Consider the following 16377-nt stretch of genomic DNA (forward strand, 5'->3'; position numbering starts at 1 on the left):
AGCACAAATAGAAATGAAAGAAAACTACCGGGCCACCTAAATAGTTGTATAATTTACTTTTGGAGAAGATAAACTACAAAATCCAGGAAGGTGCATGCAAGCTATCTTCTCAATTTAAAACAGTGTAAGAATCATAGTTAGTGGGTCTAAGGAACGAAAGCTAATCATAGTTTTAGCTTCTCGTTAAATGTATGATGATTCCGTCAATGTCTGCTCCCTTATACTTTAGTTCAAAGAAAGTTTTTTATATCCCACTCTGAGCATGTTGATAAAAATAGCGTTGACAGATGTAATGACCGTGAATAGGGGCTTGGTGAGGCCAACGACAAACATTACAAAAGTATGAATGTGGTCAAAGGTCAGTGTGGAACACATAAAATTAGATTCTGCGGATAAATTCAATTATTCTTAAATTATTTCTATGAAATTTTATATATTTTATGCATTTTAGAAATTATACGGACGATCTTCCCTATAACACGCAACTGTATAACTTCCTCTAAAGATTGTTAGTTTTACATCGTTCACAGTCATTGTAAAAGGATACTGTACTTTATGAAATAAAACTATATTTCGCGCTTGCTTTTCTAGTAATGAACAAGTGTGAGCAACTGTTGTAGAAGCATATCAGATTTCCTTTTCTATAATCTAAATTCCTAATGTTCGTAATCTATTCATGTTCTCTGTTTCCCCTTGTATGATTCAGTTCTACTTTTAATTGCATCCCCTTATTATAAGTAATTAAAAATTATTATGTTGCTTATTTTGTTAAGTTTGTCAAAACAACAATATAATTTCCATTCATAAAAAAGCTCCTTCTTATCTAGAAGGAGCTTTTCACTAACCATGATTCATATTTTTTAACTTCTAACGGAAGCTCATTCGTTTTTAACCACTCCACAGCTCTACACACAAGTGGAGATGAGTTTTCTTCTGAAATATTTACTATAGGAACCCAACTCGCTCCTAATGAATCCTGTCCTTCAAATTGTTTAGGTACAATGAATTCACCATCGCATTTTTCAACGCCGTATAAAACTGCGATATGATGTACATGTGTGTACTCCTTAAATTTTGATGGAAATTGAAAGTCAATTGTACCTATTTGTTTTACTACTTTCACTTTCAGCCCAGTCTCTTCTTCAATTTCTCTATGAAGTCCGGATAATAATGATTCCCCATCTTCTAAACTACCACCAGGTAAATCATATCGGTTTTTGTATGGCCCTTTAATTTTATCGATTACTAATATGCTATTATTTTCGATACAAATGCCGTATACACCAAACGCACGATGATATTTAGGAGCTTTACTCATGTTTTAACTTTGTCTTAACTACATCATAAAAATTCCGTTCATCATCTACATTCAAGTGAACACGACTTACTGTTTTAGAAAATCCATATAGCAACTGCGCTTTAATTGGCTCTTTTAACGTTATTTCAAAAGTTGGAGGTTCCTTTATAAATTCCATAACAGTTGCGTCAAGAACCTCTTTCTCTTCTTCTTTCTTTAAAGGTCCACCTTTATAAAACGCAATGTTATGAATTTGTGTAAATGGTATAACGATTTTCTTTCCTAATCCAATTTGAATAATTACTTTTTCTTCCGCAACGATAATTGGATTTTTACGCATCGCTTGTATTTCAGCTAAAAAATAAAACATCACATATATGTTTAAGATGAGTAAAACCCAAGCTATTACTGGATTCCATTGATGAAGTAAATAATGAAAACCGATACTTTCAATTAATGTTGCATGAATAATCATGATATAAACACCTATTGCACCGGTCTTTTTATGATATGAGTATGTGGATTCACTTTCTAATACTTTTTCACGCCACGATAAAAAAGCATAATATAGTAATTTACACTCTGTTAGAATGATATTTACTGTCTTACTTCTCTTCATATTAGCATCAAACGCTGCATCAATCGCATAAGAAAATGAAGAATACTCACTTCTATATTCTTTATATCGTTTTATTATTTTAGGAAGTACTCTTATAATTTTATATATAAGAAACAGTTCAAAACATACGAACACAATTTCTCCAGCAACTATTACATACGAAACAAATGAAAAAGCTTGTAAATAATCACTAGGAATTATAAATCTTGCGAATACATATCCAGCTATAACTATAGGAAACATATACGTTAAAGAATATCTTTTCCGTATAATAAAGAAATATGTGATGACTGGAATTACAAACATAAAATCTAATAATGAACCGAGGACTACTTCTTTCGGGGCATCTGGCACTATTGGAAGGGCATACAATAAATAGTTTGATAACATAATTAAAGATATGAGTCCAATCCAAATGCCTTTTTTCCTTCGTGAAATTGATGGATTCATTCCTTCTCTCCTCTATTCAAAAACCTCATTTAAATGGTCTTTATAAAATGAAATAGCACGTTCAAATTCTTTTACCTCATCTGCTTTCACGACTGTCTCTAACAGTAATTTCATCGCTTCTTCATGTTCGTTTACGTTATATTTTGCTAATGATAAAAATACTTTCATCACGTCATTTTCCGGGAACTTCTTTATCCCTGCTTCTAATACAGTAATCGCTTTATCATATTCCCCTATACAACGATACGTACTGCCAAGACCGATATACGCACCGCAAAGAGATTCACCATCAAGTCCGTTCGCAATTGCCTGTTCATAATACGGAACCGCCTCCGTTTCAAGACCCATTACATCATGTATCCAAGCGCATTGATATAGTACTTCTGCATCCCTCGTAAAATTTGTTAATCCTATAAGTATCTCTCTAGACTGTGCATATTTCTTTTCATTTCTAAGTTTAATAGCTTGCTTCAATAAATGTTCCATACAATCCACTCCTCACAAAATGTTCATTATGCATATAACATGTATTACACATTTACGAGCAGCTAATGGCCTATTTCATTGATTTGATTCAATTTAATAATTAGTGAGGGATACGTTCCCCCACTAATTTAATATTAACTCCATTATATACTATGCGACTGCATCTCTTTCTAAAAGCTTAAATTTGCATAGTAGTGATACGATTACATAAATGCTCTAACATATTGACAATTTCTTTTGCAGTTTCATCTTTCCCATTACATAACTTCACATTACCGTCTTGTCCAATAACGTGATGCACAGCGCCGCGAGAATATAAAGAATGCGGTGAGTTTGCTACCATTACACTTGCTTTGGCATCTTCCATTCTTTTACTTGCTCTTTCAATAAGTTCTGCTTCATTTACGTCACTTTCAAGCTTAAAGCCAACGAGTATCGTTTCTGGATCCCAACTCTTTATTTGTTTTAATACTTTTGGCGCTTTTTGAAAATGAATAATTGGAGCGATGTCACTTGAAATCTTTCCGTTCATATTAAGAACATTTCCATCTTGATCACAAATCTTTTCGACAACCCAATCTGATCCAGCAGCAGCCATAATAACTGCATCTACTTTTTCATGTGTAATAATACTTTTCATCTTATCTTGTAAATCAATAATTCCCTCAAATGGGTGCAATTCTAATTGGTTATTTACATCCATTGGCTTCTCAGCAAAATAGCCATGCAAATATATAACATTTGCTCCTTTTTTCATTAGCTCTTCTGCAATAATTCTTCCAATCGTACCTTTTGCTAAATTTGTATGTCCACGTACTTGATCCCATTTTTCTAGACAACCGCCGCTCGTAATTAATACTTTTTTCCCCTGCATAATAACCATCCCTTACTGATTTTTCGCACGAAACCACTCTGTTCCAAAGTCAACTGCATCACGCTGCCTCATAAAACGGCACGTCGCATTCCCTATCTTCCCACGCGTAACTGTTCCTTTAAGCTCATATTCAACTCCGATTTCTACAAACGTATCAGAATCGTAATCCATTTCAACGAATTCTTTCCATACTCTTACACCTTCTTCTATAATAGGTGCTCCTACCTTTATTAACTCGCGTGCACCTGTACGTACCTCAGATAAATGTATAGACGTATTAGAGTCATAACCGACACCAAGTAATAATATGTATCCATCTAAATCGTATATTTTTCGTAATGGCGATTCTTCACCAAAACTTATGGAAAGTGAATGATTCGCTGTAATTTCTTCTGCGTGTTGCCCCCATGCTGCAAAACTACTGAGTGGATGATTACTGCGCAATACATTCGGATATGTACGAAAACATTCAACTACTTCTCCCATTGCCCTTGTTGGTGTTATACGTGGATCAAATGCTGGGACGTTATCCCGAATAATTTGCCACCATTCTTCTGGTACAGGTGGTCTTGACCAATGTTTTGGATCGGATAAATCCGAAGATTGCGTCGGCATAATTATCGTTCCTTCTTCTGTAACAACTTTCATTAACGCTTCTACTACAGCAACTGCACCGCCTGATATCCAACCGATTGAACTTAATGAAGAATGTACAATAACTGTCATTCCCTTTTCTATCCCTAATGCTTTTAAATCATTTGTAATTGTTTCGATTGTATTTGGAAATTGTGTATTCGCCACTATGTCATTCATTTTCACGATTGTTCCCCCATTTTGCTTTAAACTAATACATACATATATTATCATATTTTTCTTAATTTTTAACTTAATCATTTCAATTACTATACCTCTGTCGTTTTTATCATATCGGAAACAGTTAAATTATGGTGTATTTATTTAAAATTAATAAAGGAAGGTGCACACAATGAAGAAAATTATATTACCCCTTTTCATATTATGGATTATTAGCTTAAGTGGCTGTACTTTTTCTAATAATGAATATGAAGATTTTTGGGTGTTAGAAAAATCTAGATATAACGAAGGTGGATATGGCCCTTCAAACTTATATGAAAAGGCACAGGAAGATCCAACTATGATTCATTACTCAAACGATAGCATTAGTGAAGGAAAAAGGATGGTATATTTAGCATTTGGAGAAAAGTATAAAAACGATAAAATTACAGTAAAAGAAGTTACAGACGAAAAAGATACATCAGTTATCGTCTTACGTATTGAAAAAAACAAAGGAAAAGATAAAAAACCCTGTTATGTATATCGGTGTGCCTAAACTTAGAGATTCTATTAACATTGTAGATGAAGATGGTATGAAAATTTTAGAAATGGAACAAAATGAAAGCGTTATATCAAAGCAATGATCACTCTAGCACTCTTAATTCAAGCTTTATACTCATATGAAAGAGCCCATCACAAATGATGCGCTCTTTGTTAATTACCTTTTAATTCAAATGTTGCTACCCTTCAATCGTAACTCCAGTAAACATCGATAAATTCCCTGTTATTCTTTCACCTACTCGTAAAAACAGTCCAGCGGCTCTTCCGCTAATACAATGAGAACCGATAAGTAGTTTACCAGTATACGGTCCATCCCACGTATCAATTGTATAGTCAGGCATGTCTACATATTGCTGATATATTTTTCGTTGTTCAAAATAATACTCTGTTTGATCTTCAGCTAATAGTTCATCATTGTCATAAATAGATACTCCGCCGCCTTCGCGACCAAATAACGGTTTTGAAACATATGATTCTTTTCTTTCTAAGAATCGTTTATTTGTGAAATACGTTGGAAGGAAGTATTTCTTAATGATCTCTCGCTCTTCTTTTTCAAAGAAAACTTCATCTTCATAAAGTTGCCAAATTAATGCGAGCATACCTTTATTTTGCATAACAAAAGCAGCCGGCGGGTTAATAATTTGCACCTTTCCTTGTGCGATATGATTTAAAAATTGCAGACCGATTCTTTTACCATTTTTATCAGTATCTGAAACTAAATATTCAATTGGATATAAACGATATAAGTATTTAATTTTATCGCCTGCCGGGGTGTATATTCCATCATCTGCAACAACGATATCTTGTATTCCTACATAATCGGTTTGTTGCTGTAAACAATAACTTCTTAAAAACTGAACGGTTTGATGATCTTCATCATGCCAATCGTAGCTTGTAAAATAAATCGTTTCGTTAGGACTTATTTTGTAATCATGTTTAATTTGTTCCCAAGCTTGAACGACGTGTTCTTCAATATGATTCGGATGATTCACATCGTGATATCGACACAATACTTCATTAGCGACAGATGGTTCTAAATAACCTGTCGGAGTATCGCAATTTACTTCAATTAATTTAATATCATCATGATTTACGATGAAATCAAGCCTTGTAAAATATGAAAATAAACCAGTATGTTTCATTCTTGCAATTTCCCACGTCTCTGGTGGAAAACCAAGTTTTTGAAATTGTGCTGGTGTATTTGTAATGTATTGATATGTTTTATATAACACATACATAATTTCTTCTGTCGCTTTAGAAATTGCAGTATATGTACGTACTGGCATACGATACATACTAGTTGCCATATATTGATTCCATTCTTCACTCTCTAACAAACTCGGCCATGTAAATCCATTTCTACCAGCCTCTTCCGCAAGAGAAAACCAGATTTTCATATACTCTTCCTGTTCTTTTTCTGTATACATTTCTCCATTATCCTTTCAAATTAGGATCCAGCTGGTGCTTTTGCGTTTCCAATTCCATTTGAACCAGAATTCACTTTTGGCGTTTGTGTAGTAGATGATTTTGACGTATTTGAATCTGGCGTCACTTTAGTTGAACTGTTCGGCTGTTGCTTATTCAAATCCACTTTCTTTGAAGAATCATTATTACTACTAGTGCCACCGTAATACCCACCACCACCGCTGCCACCACTTCTTCGCTCATCCTTTTCACGGTATGGGATAATATTATTTGCATATGGTCCCTTTGTAAGATTTGGTTTCGCAGTATTATACATATTCGACGTCTTACTTGCTAATAAATATCCAGCAACGAACGGAAGTATTGGCAAATGGGAACTCTCATTATTAAATGAAGCGGGTGAATTATTATCTCTACATAATTCTTCTTTTTCTATATTTCCCGTCGTTGGCGCTTTATCATCACAATTTAATTTTTCTTGTTCGCTTTCTTGCTTCGTACCATCTGTTTTTACCGCACTACTTTCTTTTTGTGCACTCTCTTCATCATTATCAGCACATCCTGTTAATAAAAAAGATGACACTCCTATTGAAGCTGCAATTTTCACAAATTTACTTTTATCCATTCTCATGGGTTATACACCTAATTTCTATTTATCTATATTTTTCCAATTATCTTTATTATATACTGTAAATATCATTTTTTTCAAACTAAACTAAATATGTAAAATTACATATTTCACATACTTTTAAACTGTTCATTCTCGAGATAGCAATGAAATCTTTCCACCCCTGGATGTTTTTCTCCTAGACTTTCAATCTTAAAGTTACTTTTCTTGTAAAATCCGATTGCCTCTGTATCTGTCTCAGCCTCAATATATGTTAACTCATATTCCCTAATTATTTCTTTAATCATTTGAAGTGCAATTCCTTGATTGCGATATTTTTCATCAACAGCTATGTGACACATTCTCGCTCTATTTGTATGAATTAGCGCTATACCTATGCAACCCTTATTCCCATATTTATATAGCACTGCCTGATCATTTTTATACATTGAAACTGCTTTAAATAAGCTTGCTTCACTCGGACCGGTCGCATGCTTTAATACTTTTTTAATGGGATCTATTTCTAAATACTCAACACGTTGTAACATCCTATCTCCATCCTTTCTCATGAAAAAAGATTAGCTCTTTATTGAAAAAGAGCTAATCTCATTACGCCGTTATTTTCTCTTCTTTTTTCACAACTACAGCTACATAACTATGAAGTATCATTCCGACAATTACAAGACTCATTCCAACCCACGATAAAGAAGACGGAATTGGAGCCGATAACCAGATCAGCTCTCCTACTAATGCAAATAAAACTTCACCAGACTGTGTCGCCTCGACTGTTGCTAATTTTTGCGGATCATCTTTTACAAGATCTGTCGCAAAGAAGAATAATACCGTTGCGATTAACCCTGAACTAACTGCTACAATAAAACATTGGAAAACTTGACTACTTGACGGTAGTCCGCCTGTTGATACTTCATAACCAGATAGTAAAAACCAAAATGGTAAACTTGCTAATGTCATACCGAGAACTCGTTGGAAGACATCTAATTCGCCCTTACATACTTGCATCATTTTTCTATTTCCAAGTGGATATGCAAGCGCAGCAATGAGTACAGGAACCACACATAAAATGGTTTCACGAATCCCTAAAGAAGACGCGTGTTCTACTTGCATAAGAACAACACCGAATAAAATAATACATGACATTACTAATTCCTTCATTGGAAGTTTTTTATGTAATGGGTCTACCGCAAAAAATGGTGTTAACAAAATCCCTGCAACTATTGTAATTTGCCAAGTTGAAGCGACAAGCCACCCCGGTCCAAACGCACCCGCGAAACTAAGTGGTGCATAAAAGAGACCAAATCCAACGATACTCCATAACAACCACTCTTTCGGATTGTTTTTCATATATTGCAAGAGTTGTTTTAAATTCCCTCTATACATGACAATAAGTAAAAGCATTGGAACCATAAAGTAATACCGTAGTGATGCACTCCAAATCCAACTCCCGCCCCCTAAGTCCATCGACCGGTTTAACACAAAGGTAAAGGCAAAGAAAAACGATGCCAATATCCCTACTGCAATAGCTTTCATTATAAAACCCCTTATATAGTTTCTTTTTCTACTATATAACAAAATGAATATAATTAATATTCAAAAATTTAATCATACATGCGGTCTACTTCTATATAACTTTCGTAATCGACTAATATGAGCTTGATGGTACCGATTATGATCGGCTATATGCCATATTCCCCACCTTATAGTCGCATTTTCTCCCTTTTCATAAAAAACTTCTCGTGTTAAATCATTTTCTGCTAGTTTCATACATTCCTCATAAAACATATGTTGCACAGCTTCATAATCTAGCATTAATTCTTGTAATTTGTACTTTCTTAAACTAGGCAATTCTCCCATTTCATTCAACATTGGTCCATATTTATTTTCAAGTTCAGGCGGAACTCCCTCTCCTTTTAAACGGTACACCCAGTGTAAATCGACTACTGCTAAATGCTGAATTAGCTGTCAAATGTTATTTTCATTATTTTCAGACCCTTTATAGGATAGTTCGTTCTTTTCAATACCTTCGACTAACCTTTGCAATCTTTCAAATGTATCCCGAACAGTCGCATACAAAATTGCCACGTTGGGGTTCATATCTTTTTCTAAATGGAGATCTTTCATGATAATATCCTTCCTTTAAAGAAACAACACCATATATTCGAAATCACTATATACACCATTCATCTTTGTAGCTCTCTTTTCAATTCCATACGTTTTAAAACCCATTGATTCATATAATTTTTTTGCTGGTTCGTTTGTAGATACAACACCTAAGTTCAACTGCTCAAGTTTTATTTCCCTCGCTCTTTGAATTGCATTTGTAATTAACTCACGCGCCAATCCGTTCCGCCTGTTTTGTGCATCTACATACATCGCAACGATATGACCTTTATGTTTATACGCCGCTCTCTCTTCTGTTAGTAAAGTGACAACTCCAACTAAATGATTTTCTTCATTAAATGCACCAAATGTACAACTAGTAGTAGCTGTTAAATTACTTTCCACTCGCTTAATAGGATTTTCCTGGCGAATCGCCTCTTCATAAGTTGTTACAAATGCCTCTGGATTTACTTGTAAAGCTTGTAAACGTAAGTCCCAATATTTTTCCGCATCTTCTTTCGTAAGTAATCGAATCATATTTATCCTGCCCCTTTAAGTTAACATAATATTTTTATAAGCTACTATTTAAAGATTGGTATTCTTCTCTTAACATACTATAGCGATAACAATGAATGAACTTCCCTTTACGTAACCGATCATTTCTCATTATTCCTTCACAAACAAATCCTGCTTTTTCATAACTCTTTCTAGCTTGTAAATTATCTTCGTCTACTCGTAGCCAAATTTTTTCTAATTCGAATACAGAAAAGCCACTTTGTAACATACTGTATAGTGCTGCCATTCCATATCCTTTACCCCAATATTCTTTATTTCCAATGGCAATCCCTAGTTCAGCATTTTTATTTGTTTGATCAAAGTTTTTTAGGTCTATCCATCCAATGTGTATACCTTCCTTTGTAACGATAGCTCGTTGTTCATAACCATTCTTTCGACTTATGCATGCTTCAATCCATCTTCTCGTATCTTCATGAGTGAACGGTGGATATTGATCTGGTACAACTAAATACTTTGTTACTTCTGTATCTAATGACCACCTGTGCCGATCTTCTACATCATCGAGTGTTAGTTCTCTTAATTGAATAGTTGGTACATCCATTTTTTGAACCCCTTCTCATTTCCCTATAGAAAATCCTTCGAACATTCTTCCTCCGTATTGATTTAGCGTGTTTTCTACAAAAGTAATTAATTCATTTTTCTCCTCTGTTTTATAAAAATGATCAAAAGCCGCTACAAAATGTTCTGCATATTGCTCGTCATACCTTCTTAACACCCTAATAAACCATTTTGAATTTCCAAGCCATTGACCATTTACTCTTAAAACATATTCATGTACTAAATCAGCTAATAAATTGGCGATGAACAATTCTTCTTCTCTCTTTGTTGCACCAATGAAGTCATCCAAAGTATCCGTAATAAAATAACGCTTCTGCTTCATCGTTTCTTCTGTCCATTTTTTTGGTCCTTTATTTAATAAATCATTCGCTTCTCTTTTAAGTATCTCTACAATTTCATCTTTTCCTTTTAGCACAATCCCTTCTGAAACTAATTGAGGTAATGAAGGTCTCCCGCGCTCACAATCACTTTTAAAAAAGGTTTTATACGTTTCAAAATTATGTACGAATACTTCAACAGGCCAGCCATTACTATAGAAAGATTCTCTATAACAAGATGACAAACTTTGGTCGAATATTACAATATCAAGGTCAGATGTTTTTGTAGCCTCTCCTCTAGCAACACTTCCCCCTAGTAAAGCAACATCACAATTCGAAAATTGTGATGTAATAATACTTTGTGCCGCTTCAATTGGTTTCATAATCTTATCCCTTCTTATTTTACTTTCTTCTTTTCAGCTCTTTCTCGTGTCTTTTTAATATAGGATTCTGCATTTGGTGTTTTGCATGACGTTTCACCGTGATCAACTTCTACTTTTCCAATTTCACGTGAGATTTTAATTGCTTGTTGTTCCAAACTTTCATTTCGAACCCCTACCGCAATTAAAGCTCTATTCATCGCTTCTCTTTTACGATTTTTTTCATTATGTATATGAACTTTAATCTCTTCTAAATACGGTAAGAAAAAGTCATCGTCTAACGTTTTATTTTTTATTGCGATATTCGCTAATAATGACCAACCAGCTCTTCCAATCCATTCATCATCAGACTTCGTCCATTCTTCCATTCTTTCTATCACGATTGGCGACGTACATATAGCTGTCATCAGAACGTCCATTAAACAATAATAATCAACATCCTGAACCCATCTATTTAGTTGTTCTGACGTTAGTTTCTTCGGATCTAAAATCATCGTTGCTAAAGTCATTGCATCCATATTTTTCGTTTCCCATAATGAGATTGCTAAATCATGATCCTTTTTTATCTTCTTTTTCAACAATTTTAAATTTGCAAAACTAACTCCAAATAACGGTTCTTTTGCCCCATGATTTTTAAAGATTTTACGGTTTTGTTCTGTTCCATATTCTTCTAGTTGCTGCATTACTTCTTCAAGTAACATAGGTCCACCTCTTTTATATATTTTGTTGCCTTCACATATGTATGTACGATATATTCTACATTATTTTTTGGTTTTCCTATATTTATTTTTTAAATACGGTATGTGAAATTTTATTGATGTTCTTTAAAACAAAAAACATCCTCTTCCTTATTTTTCACACGGTTGTTCATTCACACTCTGTATACAATACTCCACAAGCGCATTCAACGGATTTATTATGTTCCTCCTATTATATTTTCTACCCTTGTAGCAGCGTCTACCATCGATAATTGTGCAACTGAAAGCATTTCGTTTCTATCTTTCATAATTTCATATAAATACTTTTCTAATTTAACATCATGCTCTTCTTTACGACCTTGCATAATTAACTCAAATATCCCTTCTATCACTTCTACTTTTACTTGTATGGATTTATTATTCTGCCGAGCGTATTGTTTTAAACGTTCCATCGTTCCTGAAACCGTACGATTATTTGTAAAAAGTATTGTCTGTGGCTCTTCAACATGACAAATCATTTCAAAGAATGGCTCATCAATTTTCAATATAGGTATGTCTATTTTGAAATTCTCATCTAATAACGTGATATAATCTGTACAAGTTATTAAAAGTGTATCCACATCACTTTCAGCTATATACTTTATAATATCTTTTAAATTATTTCGTGCTTGTTCTCGTTCTATTTTTAGTCTGTGTGATAAGATTGGATCTACAAAATGGAGTATTTCGATTCCAAAAGATTGCAATGCTCGGTCAATGTATTCAATATTTGAATGATGAGCATGTAAACAAGCTAATTTTTTCATACTTATCCACCCTTTCTAAAACAAAAAACGTGAATGAACCATTTTACATGCAGTTCCATTCACTTAATTCTTGTTTCATTTTTTCAAACCTGCAAAACAGTGAAATCTTACATACTTTTTAACAAACTTTTTTGCGCTTGTAAAAAAGTTTTTTTGCATTTCCCCCTCTAAAATTGCTAATATAGTAGAGTAGAACTTTTATAGAGAGTAGGAAAATTATGCACAATGGAATTCGGATGACAACTTTAGTGAAAAGGGCTCTGTTGATTTGCGCTGGGGTATTATTTACATACGAAGCTGCTTACGGATCAACACATATCGCTCTAGCAAGTACAGAGGATGAAGCGAAATCTGTTCAACTTGTAAGTGAAATTCAAACGTCCCTTGCTCCGAAAGAAGCTCCAAAGCACTATAACGGGCAAGTTAGAAAAGTCGCTTACTTAACATTTGACGATGGTCCTGGAAAATACACAGCTGAGCTTTTAGATATGTTAAAAAGTGAAAATGCAAAAGCAACATTTTTCCTAATTGGTTCAAACGTGAAAGCTTTCCCTGATCTTGTAAAACGTGAAAATACTGAAGGCCACTACGTTGGGATGCACAGTATGACTCATAACTACAAGAAGCTTTACACAGAAGGTCATTACGTTGATGAAATGAAAGAAGACCAAGGCTTAATCGCTGGCGTTCTAGGAAAATCACCAGTATTAACTCGTCCAGCTTACGGCTCAATGCCAGGATTAAATGAAGCCCTTCGCAACAAAGTTGTAGAAAATGGTTTAAAAGTTTGGGACTGGACAATTGATTCATTAGACTGGAAATACAACAAAATGCCAGTAGACGCTGCATCTGCTAAAATCGTAGAAAACGTTCTACATGGTGCTACAAACCCAACAGAAGTTATTCTAATGCACGATATTCATCCACAATCAGTTAAAGCAGTACCTGGAATTATTAAAGGGCTGAAAGAAAGAGGATATGAATTAGAAGCCTATAATGAGAACGAACACTTCCCATTAAACTTCTGGCATGATAATCGTATGTAATAAAAAGACTTGATTTCCTCTTGTAGGTTATCAAGTCTTTTTTTATCGTTTTGGGAATTTCCTTTGTTGCTCTTCAATAGAACGAATCATATTCTCTCTATCCTCTTGAGTTATACTGATAGAAAATTCGTACTCCTCTTCCTTACACCATTCGGGTTTAAGTTCCAGCGATAAGCGAATAACAAGGTGAAACTCCTCTTCTTTTTCTCCCATAAATTCAAACGCTAAATTTGGTTCTATGAAATCTAGTTCGTTATATGTAGGGTTTGGTAAAGATTCAAACCATTTTATCATGTACTGTAAATCGTATGTTTGTAAAAAAGGATCCATCGTTTCAAAAACTTTATTTTCTTCTGATAGTTTCGCTTTTACTCTTAACCAATTTCTATCACACTCGTCTTTTGCATCTTTATATTGGTAATTTACAACCTCTAAATGTAATGATATTTTTTCATTTTGAAAATTCATGCATATCCCCTTCTATCTCTGAAGCTTTTGTTTTATTAATTTTTATTAATCCCGATACTTTAAATTATACTAGGTTATTCTAATCGTTTTTTAATACTGATGAATTGTTTAAATTTATTATCCTTTGTACATAAAATAAATTTGATTTGCAATATAATCTGAACTAAAGTGAAGTCCATTCCTTATCCACCACATGATGATACCTACCAAAGAGGCTGTTTTAATATCAACCGCAACATAATCATCAGGCAGATCCTTTTTCGTATTCTCTCTTCTCGTTTCTATTAACTCTTTTAAAAATAAAAATAGTTGCTCCTCAAATTGATTCATTTTAAATAATATAAATAAATAATTTCGGTGGATATATAAATAATCAAGTAATTGTGTTAGCTTTTGTTTTTCTGATAAATCTTTTGCATGTATTAAATCGGTTATTTTATTTGAAAGTTCATTTGAAATCTCATTCGTGATTTGGTCTAGTAAATCTTGAATATCTTGATAATGTAAGTAAAAGGTTGTTCGGTTTAATCCTGCTTTTGTTGCGACTTTCTGAACCGTTAAGCTTGAAATACTAGGATTCTCACATAGGAGAGAAAAAACAGCATTTTTAAACATTTCTCTTGAACGAACTGTACGAGGATCTTCTTTTTTAGGTGTAGACATTTTGAAACTCCTTTATAGATTTTCTCTTTACTTACTCGACAGTGCATACCTTCTATGTCGAGTAGTGAACATTTTCAACAAAACTGTTCATGGTCAAAGAAAATTTATTTTGTTACCATTAATTTTATCGACACAATGTCGATAAATCAAGACAACAATGAAGGAGTTTACCAATGCAAAAGGAAATATCAGAAAGAAATAAAAAAATTATATTAATTGTGCTCATTTCCGGTTGTTTTTTATCAACATTAAATCAGACGCTATTAAATGTAGCGATGAGTAATTTAATGGAAGTATTTGATGTTACGGCCGCTACAGTTCAATGGCTATCAACAGGCTTTATGCTCATAAATGGTGTTCTCGTGCCAATTACGGCATTTTTAATGAAGCGATTTACAACAAGGCAGCTATTTATTAGCTCGATGCTCTCTTTGTTTATTGGGACTGTTCTCTGCGCATGCGCCATGAATTTTGGCATTTTGTTAACAGGAAGAATGATTCAAGCAGTTGGGGCAGGAATTATTATGCCACTAATGATGACAGTTATTTTATATTTATACCCTAGTGAAAAGCGTGGAAGTATTATGGGAACCATCGGTTTCGCCATAATTTTCGCGCCAGCCATCGCTCCAACATTATCTGGCTTTATTATTGAATATGTATCATGGAGATGGTTATTTATTGGATTAGCTCCATTTGTATTAATCGTTATTATTCTCGCGCTAAAATATTTAATGAATGTTGCTGAGACAACAAAAGCAAAATTAGATATCGTAAGTGTCATTTTATCAACGATTGGCTTTGGTTGTATTATATTCGGATTTAGTAGTGCAGGAAGTAAAGGATGGGATCATCCAGTTGTTATTACTACAATTATCATCGGAATAATTGTTACAACCCTATTCTGTTTACGTCAAATAAAGTCTAGCGATCCACTATTAAATTTATCCGTATTTAAATATAAAATTTTCACTCTTACATCAGTCATTAACGTACTCATTACGATGATTATGTATGCTGATTTAATTCTTTTACCGATTTACTTGCAAAATGGACGAGGTTTTACTGCTTTTGAATCAGGCTTACTTCTATTACCTGGAGCTGTGATTAATGCCTTCTTATCACCTATCACAGGTAAAATGTTTGATAAATATGGGGCGAAACCACTCTTTATTACAGGTTTAATATGTATCATTATATCTATGTGGGGTGTAATTGATTTGACCGAATCCACCACTTATATGTATTTAATGGTTCGTACCATTATTCTACGCATTGGACTAAGTTTCATTTCGATGCCTTTAAATACAGCAGGTTTAAACGCTTTACCAAGAGAACTGGGTTCACATGGTTCTGCAGTGAATAATACCGTACGTCAATTAGCAGGTGCTATTGGAACAGCAGTTATTATCACGGTATACACAATTCAATCAACTTCACATGCTTCGCAGTTATCTAGTGAAAATGGAAACATTTCAGTTATGCAAGTAAAGAAATTATCTTCTATCTTCAGCTCAAGTGATGCCTACGTATTTATGTTAGTCTTATCTTTTGTAGCTTTGATTATCGCATGTTTCATGCCTAAAAAAGTAGCACTCCAAAAATCCGAAAGTAAATCTTAAAACAAAAAATCCTA

17 protein-coding genes and 3 pseudogenes are annotated in these 16377 nt (G+C 33.8%); 3 read left to right on the forward strand and 17 right to left on the reverse strand.

The features are described from left to right. Positions 1–823 precede the first annotated feature (823 nt). From MR155_RS09880 to MR155_RS09900, 5 genes are all read right to left on the reverse strand, one after another. Positions 824–1318: an NUDIX hydrolase gene (locus tag MR155_RS09880; protein ID WP_242309493.1), complete on the reverse strand. Its 495-nt coding sequence runs from the start codon at positions 1316–1318 to the stop codon at positions 824–826. After that, on the reverse strand, positions 1311–2366 hold the full coding sequence (locus MR155_RS09885) for a hypothetical protein (RefSeq protein WP_242309495.1): 1056 nt from the start codon (positions 2364–2366) through the stop codon (positions 1311–1313). Before MR155_RS09885 ends, MR155_RS09880 begins: the two co-directional genes overlap by 8 nt. Positions 2367–2378: 12 nt before the next feature. After that, the gene (locus tag MR155_RS09890; RefSeq protein WP_242309497.1) at positions 2379–2852 is read right to left on the reverse strand and encodes a tetratricopeptide repeat protein; all 474 of its coding nucleotides are present in this window, start codon (positions 2850–2852) and stop codon (positions 2379–2381) included. Between the two features lie 178 nt (positions 2853–3030). After that, positions 3031–3726 carry a phosphopantothenoylcysteine decarboxylase domain-containing protein gene (locus MR155_RS09895; RefSeq protein WP_242309499.1) on the reverse strand — a complete coding sequence of 232 codons (696 nt, stop codon included), beginning with the start codon at positions 3724–3726 and terminating at the stop codon, positions 3031–3033. 12 nt (positions 3727–3738) lie between these two features. Further along, entirely contained in the window at positions 3739–4539 is an 801-nt protein-coding gene (locus MR155_RS09900; protein ID WP_125930143.1) for an AAC(3) family N-acetyltransferase, read from the reverse strand. Between the two features lie 172 nt (positions 4540–4711). On the opposite strand from MR155_RS09900, the pseudogene MR155_RS09905 reads away from it, so the two are divergent. Then, positions 4712–5162: pseudogene (locus MR155_RS09905) on the forward strand (hypothetical protein). A 96-nt stretch (positions 5163–5258) separates the two neighbouring features. Here MR155_RS09905 and MR155_RS09910 read toward each other — a convergent pair. The 10 genes and pseudogenes from MR155_RS09910 to MR155_RS09955 all read right to left on the reverse strand — a co-directional run bounded on the left by MR155_RS09910 (position 5259) and on the right by MR155_RS09955 (position 12564). Next, positions 5259–6506: a glutathionylspermidine synthase family protein gene (locus MR155_RS09910; RefSeq protein ID WP_242309501.1), complete on the reverse strand. Its 1248-nt coding sequence runs from the start codon at positions 6504–6506 to the stop codon at positions 5259–5261. Positions 6507–6526: 20 nt separating this feature from the next. Further along, on the reverse strand, positions 6527–7135 hold the full coding sequence (locus MR155_RS09915; RefSeq protein ID WP_219302753.1) for a hypothetical protein: 609 nt from the start codon (positions 7133–7135) through the stop codon (positions 6527–6529). Positions 7136–7242: 107 nt separating this feature from the next. Beyond that, a complete protein-coding gene (locus MR155_RS09920; RefSeq protein ID WP_219302755.1) occupies positions 7243–7659 on the reverse strand; it encodes a GNAT family N-acetyltransferase in 417 nt (138 codons plus the stop codon). 61 nt (positions 7660–7720) lie between these two features. Beyond that, entirely contained in the window at positions 7721–8659 is a 939-nt protein-coding gene (locus tag MR155_RS09925) for a DMT family transporter (protein ID WP_219302756.1), read from the reverse strand. Positions 8660–8731: 72 nt separating this feature from the next. After that, positions 8732–9250 (reverse strand): annotated as a pseudogene (locus MR155_RS09930) (DinB family protein). Between the two features lie 15 nt (positions 9251–9265). Beyond that, on the reverse strand, positions 9266–9766 hold the full coding sequence (locus MR155_RS09935) for a GNAT family N-acetyltransferase (protein WP_219302760.1): 501 nt from the start codon (positions 9764–9766) through the stop codon (positions 9266–9268). 34 nt (positions 9767–9800) lie between these two features. After that, positions 9801–10346 (reverse strand): GNAT family N-acetyltransferase, encoded by a 546-nt coding sequence (locus MR155_RS09940; RefSeq protein ID WP_242309503.1) that lies wholly within the window; start codon positions 10344–10346, stop codon positions 9801–9803. A gap of 15 nt (positions 10347–10361) precedes the next feature. Continuing rightward, entirely contained in the window at positions 10362–11063 is a 702-nt protein-coding gene (locus MR155_RS09945) for a nucleotidyltransferase domain-containing protein (protein WP_242309505.1), read from the reverse strand. Between the two features lie 14 nt (positions 11064–11077). Beyond that, the gene (locus tag MR155_RS09950) at positions 11078–11761 is read right to left on the reverse strand and encodes a DNA alkylation repair protein (RefSeq protein WP_242309507.1); all 684 of its coding nucleotides are present in this window, start codon (positions 11759–11761) and stop codon (positions 11078–11080) included. Positions 11762–11908: 147 nt separating this feature from the next. After that, positions 11909–12564: pseudogene (locus tag MR155_RS09955) on the reverse strand (hypothetical protein). Between the two features lie 218 nt (positions 12565–12782). Here MR155_RS09955 and MR155_RS09960 point away from each other — a divergent pair. After that, positions 12783–13610, forward strand: coding sequence for a peptidoglycan-N-acetylglucosamine deacetylase (locus MR155_RS09960; RefSeq protein ID WP_002084916.1), 828 nt, complete (start codon positions 12783–12785; stop codon positions 13608–13610). 42 nt (positions 13611–13652) lie between these two features. On the opposite strand, the gene MR155_RS09965 is transcribed toward MR155_RS09960, so the two are convergent. After that, positions 13653–14078 carry a WapI family immunity protein gene (locus MR155_RS09965; protein WP_002084914.1) on the reverse strand — a complete coding sequence of 142 codons (426 nt, stop codon included), beginning with the start codon at positions 14076–14078 and terminating at the stop codon, positions 13653–13655. Positions 14079–14195: 117 nt separating this feature from the next. Continuing rightward, complete coding sequence (locus MR155_RS09970) at positions 14196–14741, reverse strand: TetR/AcrR family transcriptional regulator (protein ID WP_242309508.1); 546 nt, start codon at positions 14739–14741, stop codon at positions 14196–14198. 173 nt (positions 14742–14914) lie between these two features. Between MR155_RS09970 and MR155_RS09975 the strand changes: the two genes are divergently transcribed. Next, the gene (locus tag MR155_RS09975) at positions 14915–16363 is read left to right on the forward strand and encodes a DHA2 family efflux MFS transporter permease subunit (RefSeq protein WP_113937536.1); all 1449 of its coding nucleotides are present in this window, start codon (positions 14915–14917) and stop codon (positions 16361–16363) included. Positions 16364–16377: the final 14 nt, after the last annotated feature.

The sequence above is a fragment of the Bacillus cereus group sp. BfR-BA-01331 genome, from assembly GCF_022663915.1.
Classification (GTDB): Bacteria; Bacillota; Bacilli; order Bacillales; family Bacillaceae_G; genus Bacillus_A; species Bacillus_A mycoides.

What these genes read in the sequence shown, in the direction of transcription:
- MR155_RS09900 (WP_125930143.1), bottom strand. Translation starts at nt 4,539, where the DNA reads ATGAATGACATAGTGGCGAATACACAATTTCCAAATACAATCGAAACA.
- MR155_RS09880 (WP_242309493.1), bottom strand. Translation starts at nt 1,318, where the DNA reads ATGAGTAAAGCTCCTAAATATCATCGTGCGTTTGGTGTATACGGCATT.
- MR155_RS09895 (WP_242309499.1), bottom strand. Translation starts at nt 3,726, where the DNA reads ATGCAGGGGAAAAAAGTATTAATTACGAGCGGCGGTTGTCTAGAAAAA.
- MR155_RS09940 (WP_242309503.1), bottom strand. Translation starts at nt 10,346, where the DNA reads ATGGATGTACCAACTATTCAATTAAGAGAACTAACACTCGATGATGTA.
- MR155_RS09925 (WP_219302756.1), bottom strand. Translation starts at nt 8,659, where the DNA reads ATGAAAGCTATTGCAGTAGGGATATTGGCATCGTTTTTCTTTGCCTTT.
- MR155_RS09935 (WP_219302760.1), bottom strand. Translation starts at nt 9,766, where the DNA reads ATGATTCGATTACTTACGAAAGAAGATGCGGAAAAATATTGGGACTTA.
- MR155_RS09920 (WP_219302755.1), bottom strand. Translation starts at nt 7,659, where the DNA reads ATGTTACAACGTGTTGAGTATTTAGAAATAGATCCCATTAAAAAAGTA.
- MR155_RS09945 (WP_242309505.1), bottom strand. Translation starts at nt 11,063, where the DNA reads ATGAAACCAATTGAAGCGGCACAAAGTATTATTACATCACAATTTTCG.
- MR155_RS09960 (WP_002084916.1), top strand. Translation starts at nt 12,783, where the DNA reads ATGCACAATGGAATTCGGATGACAACTTTAGTGAAAAGGGCTCTGTTG.
- MR155_RS09975 (WP_113937536.1), top strand. Translation starts at nt 14,915, where the DNA reads ATGCAAAAGGAAATATCAGAAAGAAATAAAAAAATTATATTAATTGTG.
- MR155_RS09915 (WP_219302753.1), bottom strand. Translation starts at nt 7,135, where the DNA reads ATGAGAATGGATAAAAGTAAATTTGTGAAAATTGCAGCTTCAATAGGA.
- MR155_RS09910 (WP_242309501.1), bottom strand. Translation starts at nt 6,506, where the DNA reads ATGTATACAGAAAAAGAACAGGAAGAGTATATGAAAATCTGGTTTTCT.
- MR155_RS09885 (WP_242309495.1), bottom strand. Translation starts at nt 2,366, where the DNA reads ATGAATCCATCAATTTCACGAAGGAAAAAAGGCATTTGGATTGGACTC.
- MR155_RS09970 (WP_242309508.1), bottom strand. Translation starts at nt 14,741, where the DNA reads ATGTCTACACCTAAAAAAGAAGATCCTCGTACAGTTCGTTCAAGAGAA.
- MR155_RS09950 (WP_242309507.1), bottom strand. Translation starts at nt 11,761, where the DNA reads ATGTTACTTGAAGAAGTAATGCAGCAACTAGAAGAATATGGAACAGAA.
- MR155_RS09965 (WP_002084914.1), bottom strand. Translation starts at nt 14,078, where the DNA reads ATGAATTTTCAAAATGAAAAAATATCATTACATTTAGAGGTTGTAAAT.
- MR155_RS09890 (WP_242309497.1), bottom strand. Translation starts at nt 2,852, where the DNA reads ATGGAACATTTATTGAAGCAAGCTATTAAACTTAGAAATGAAAAGAAA.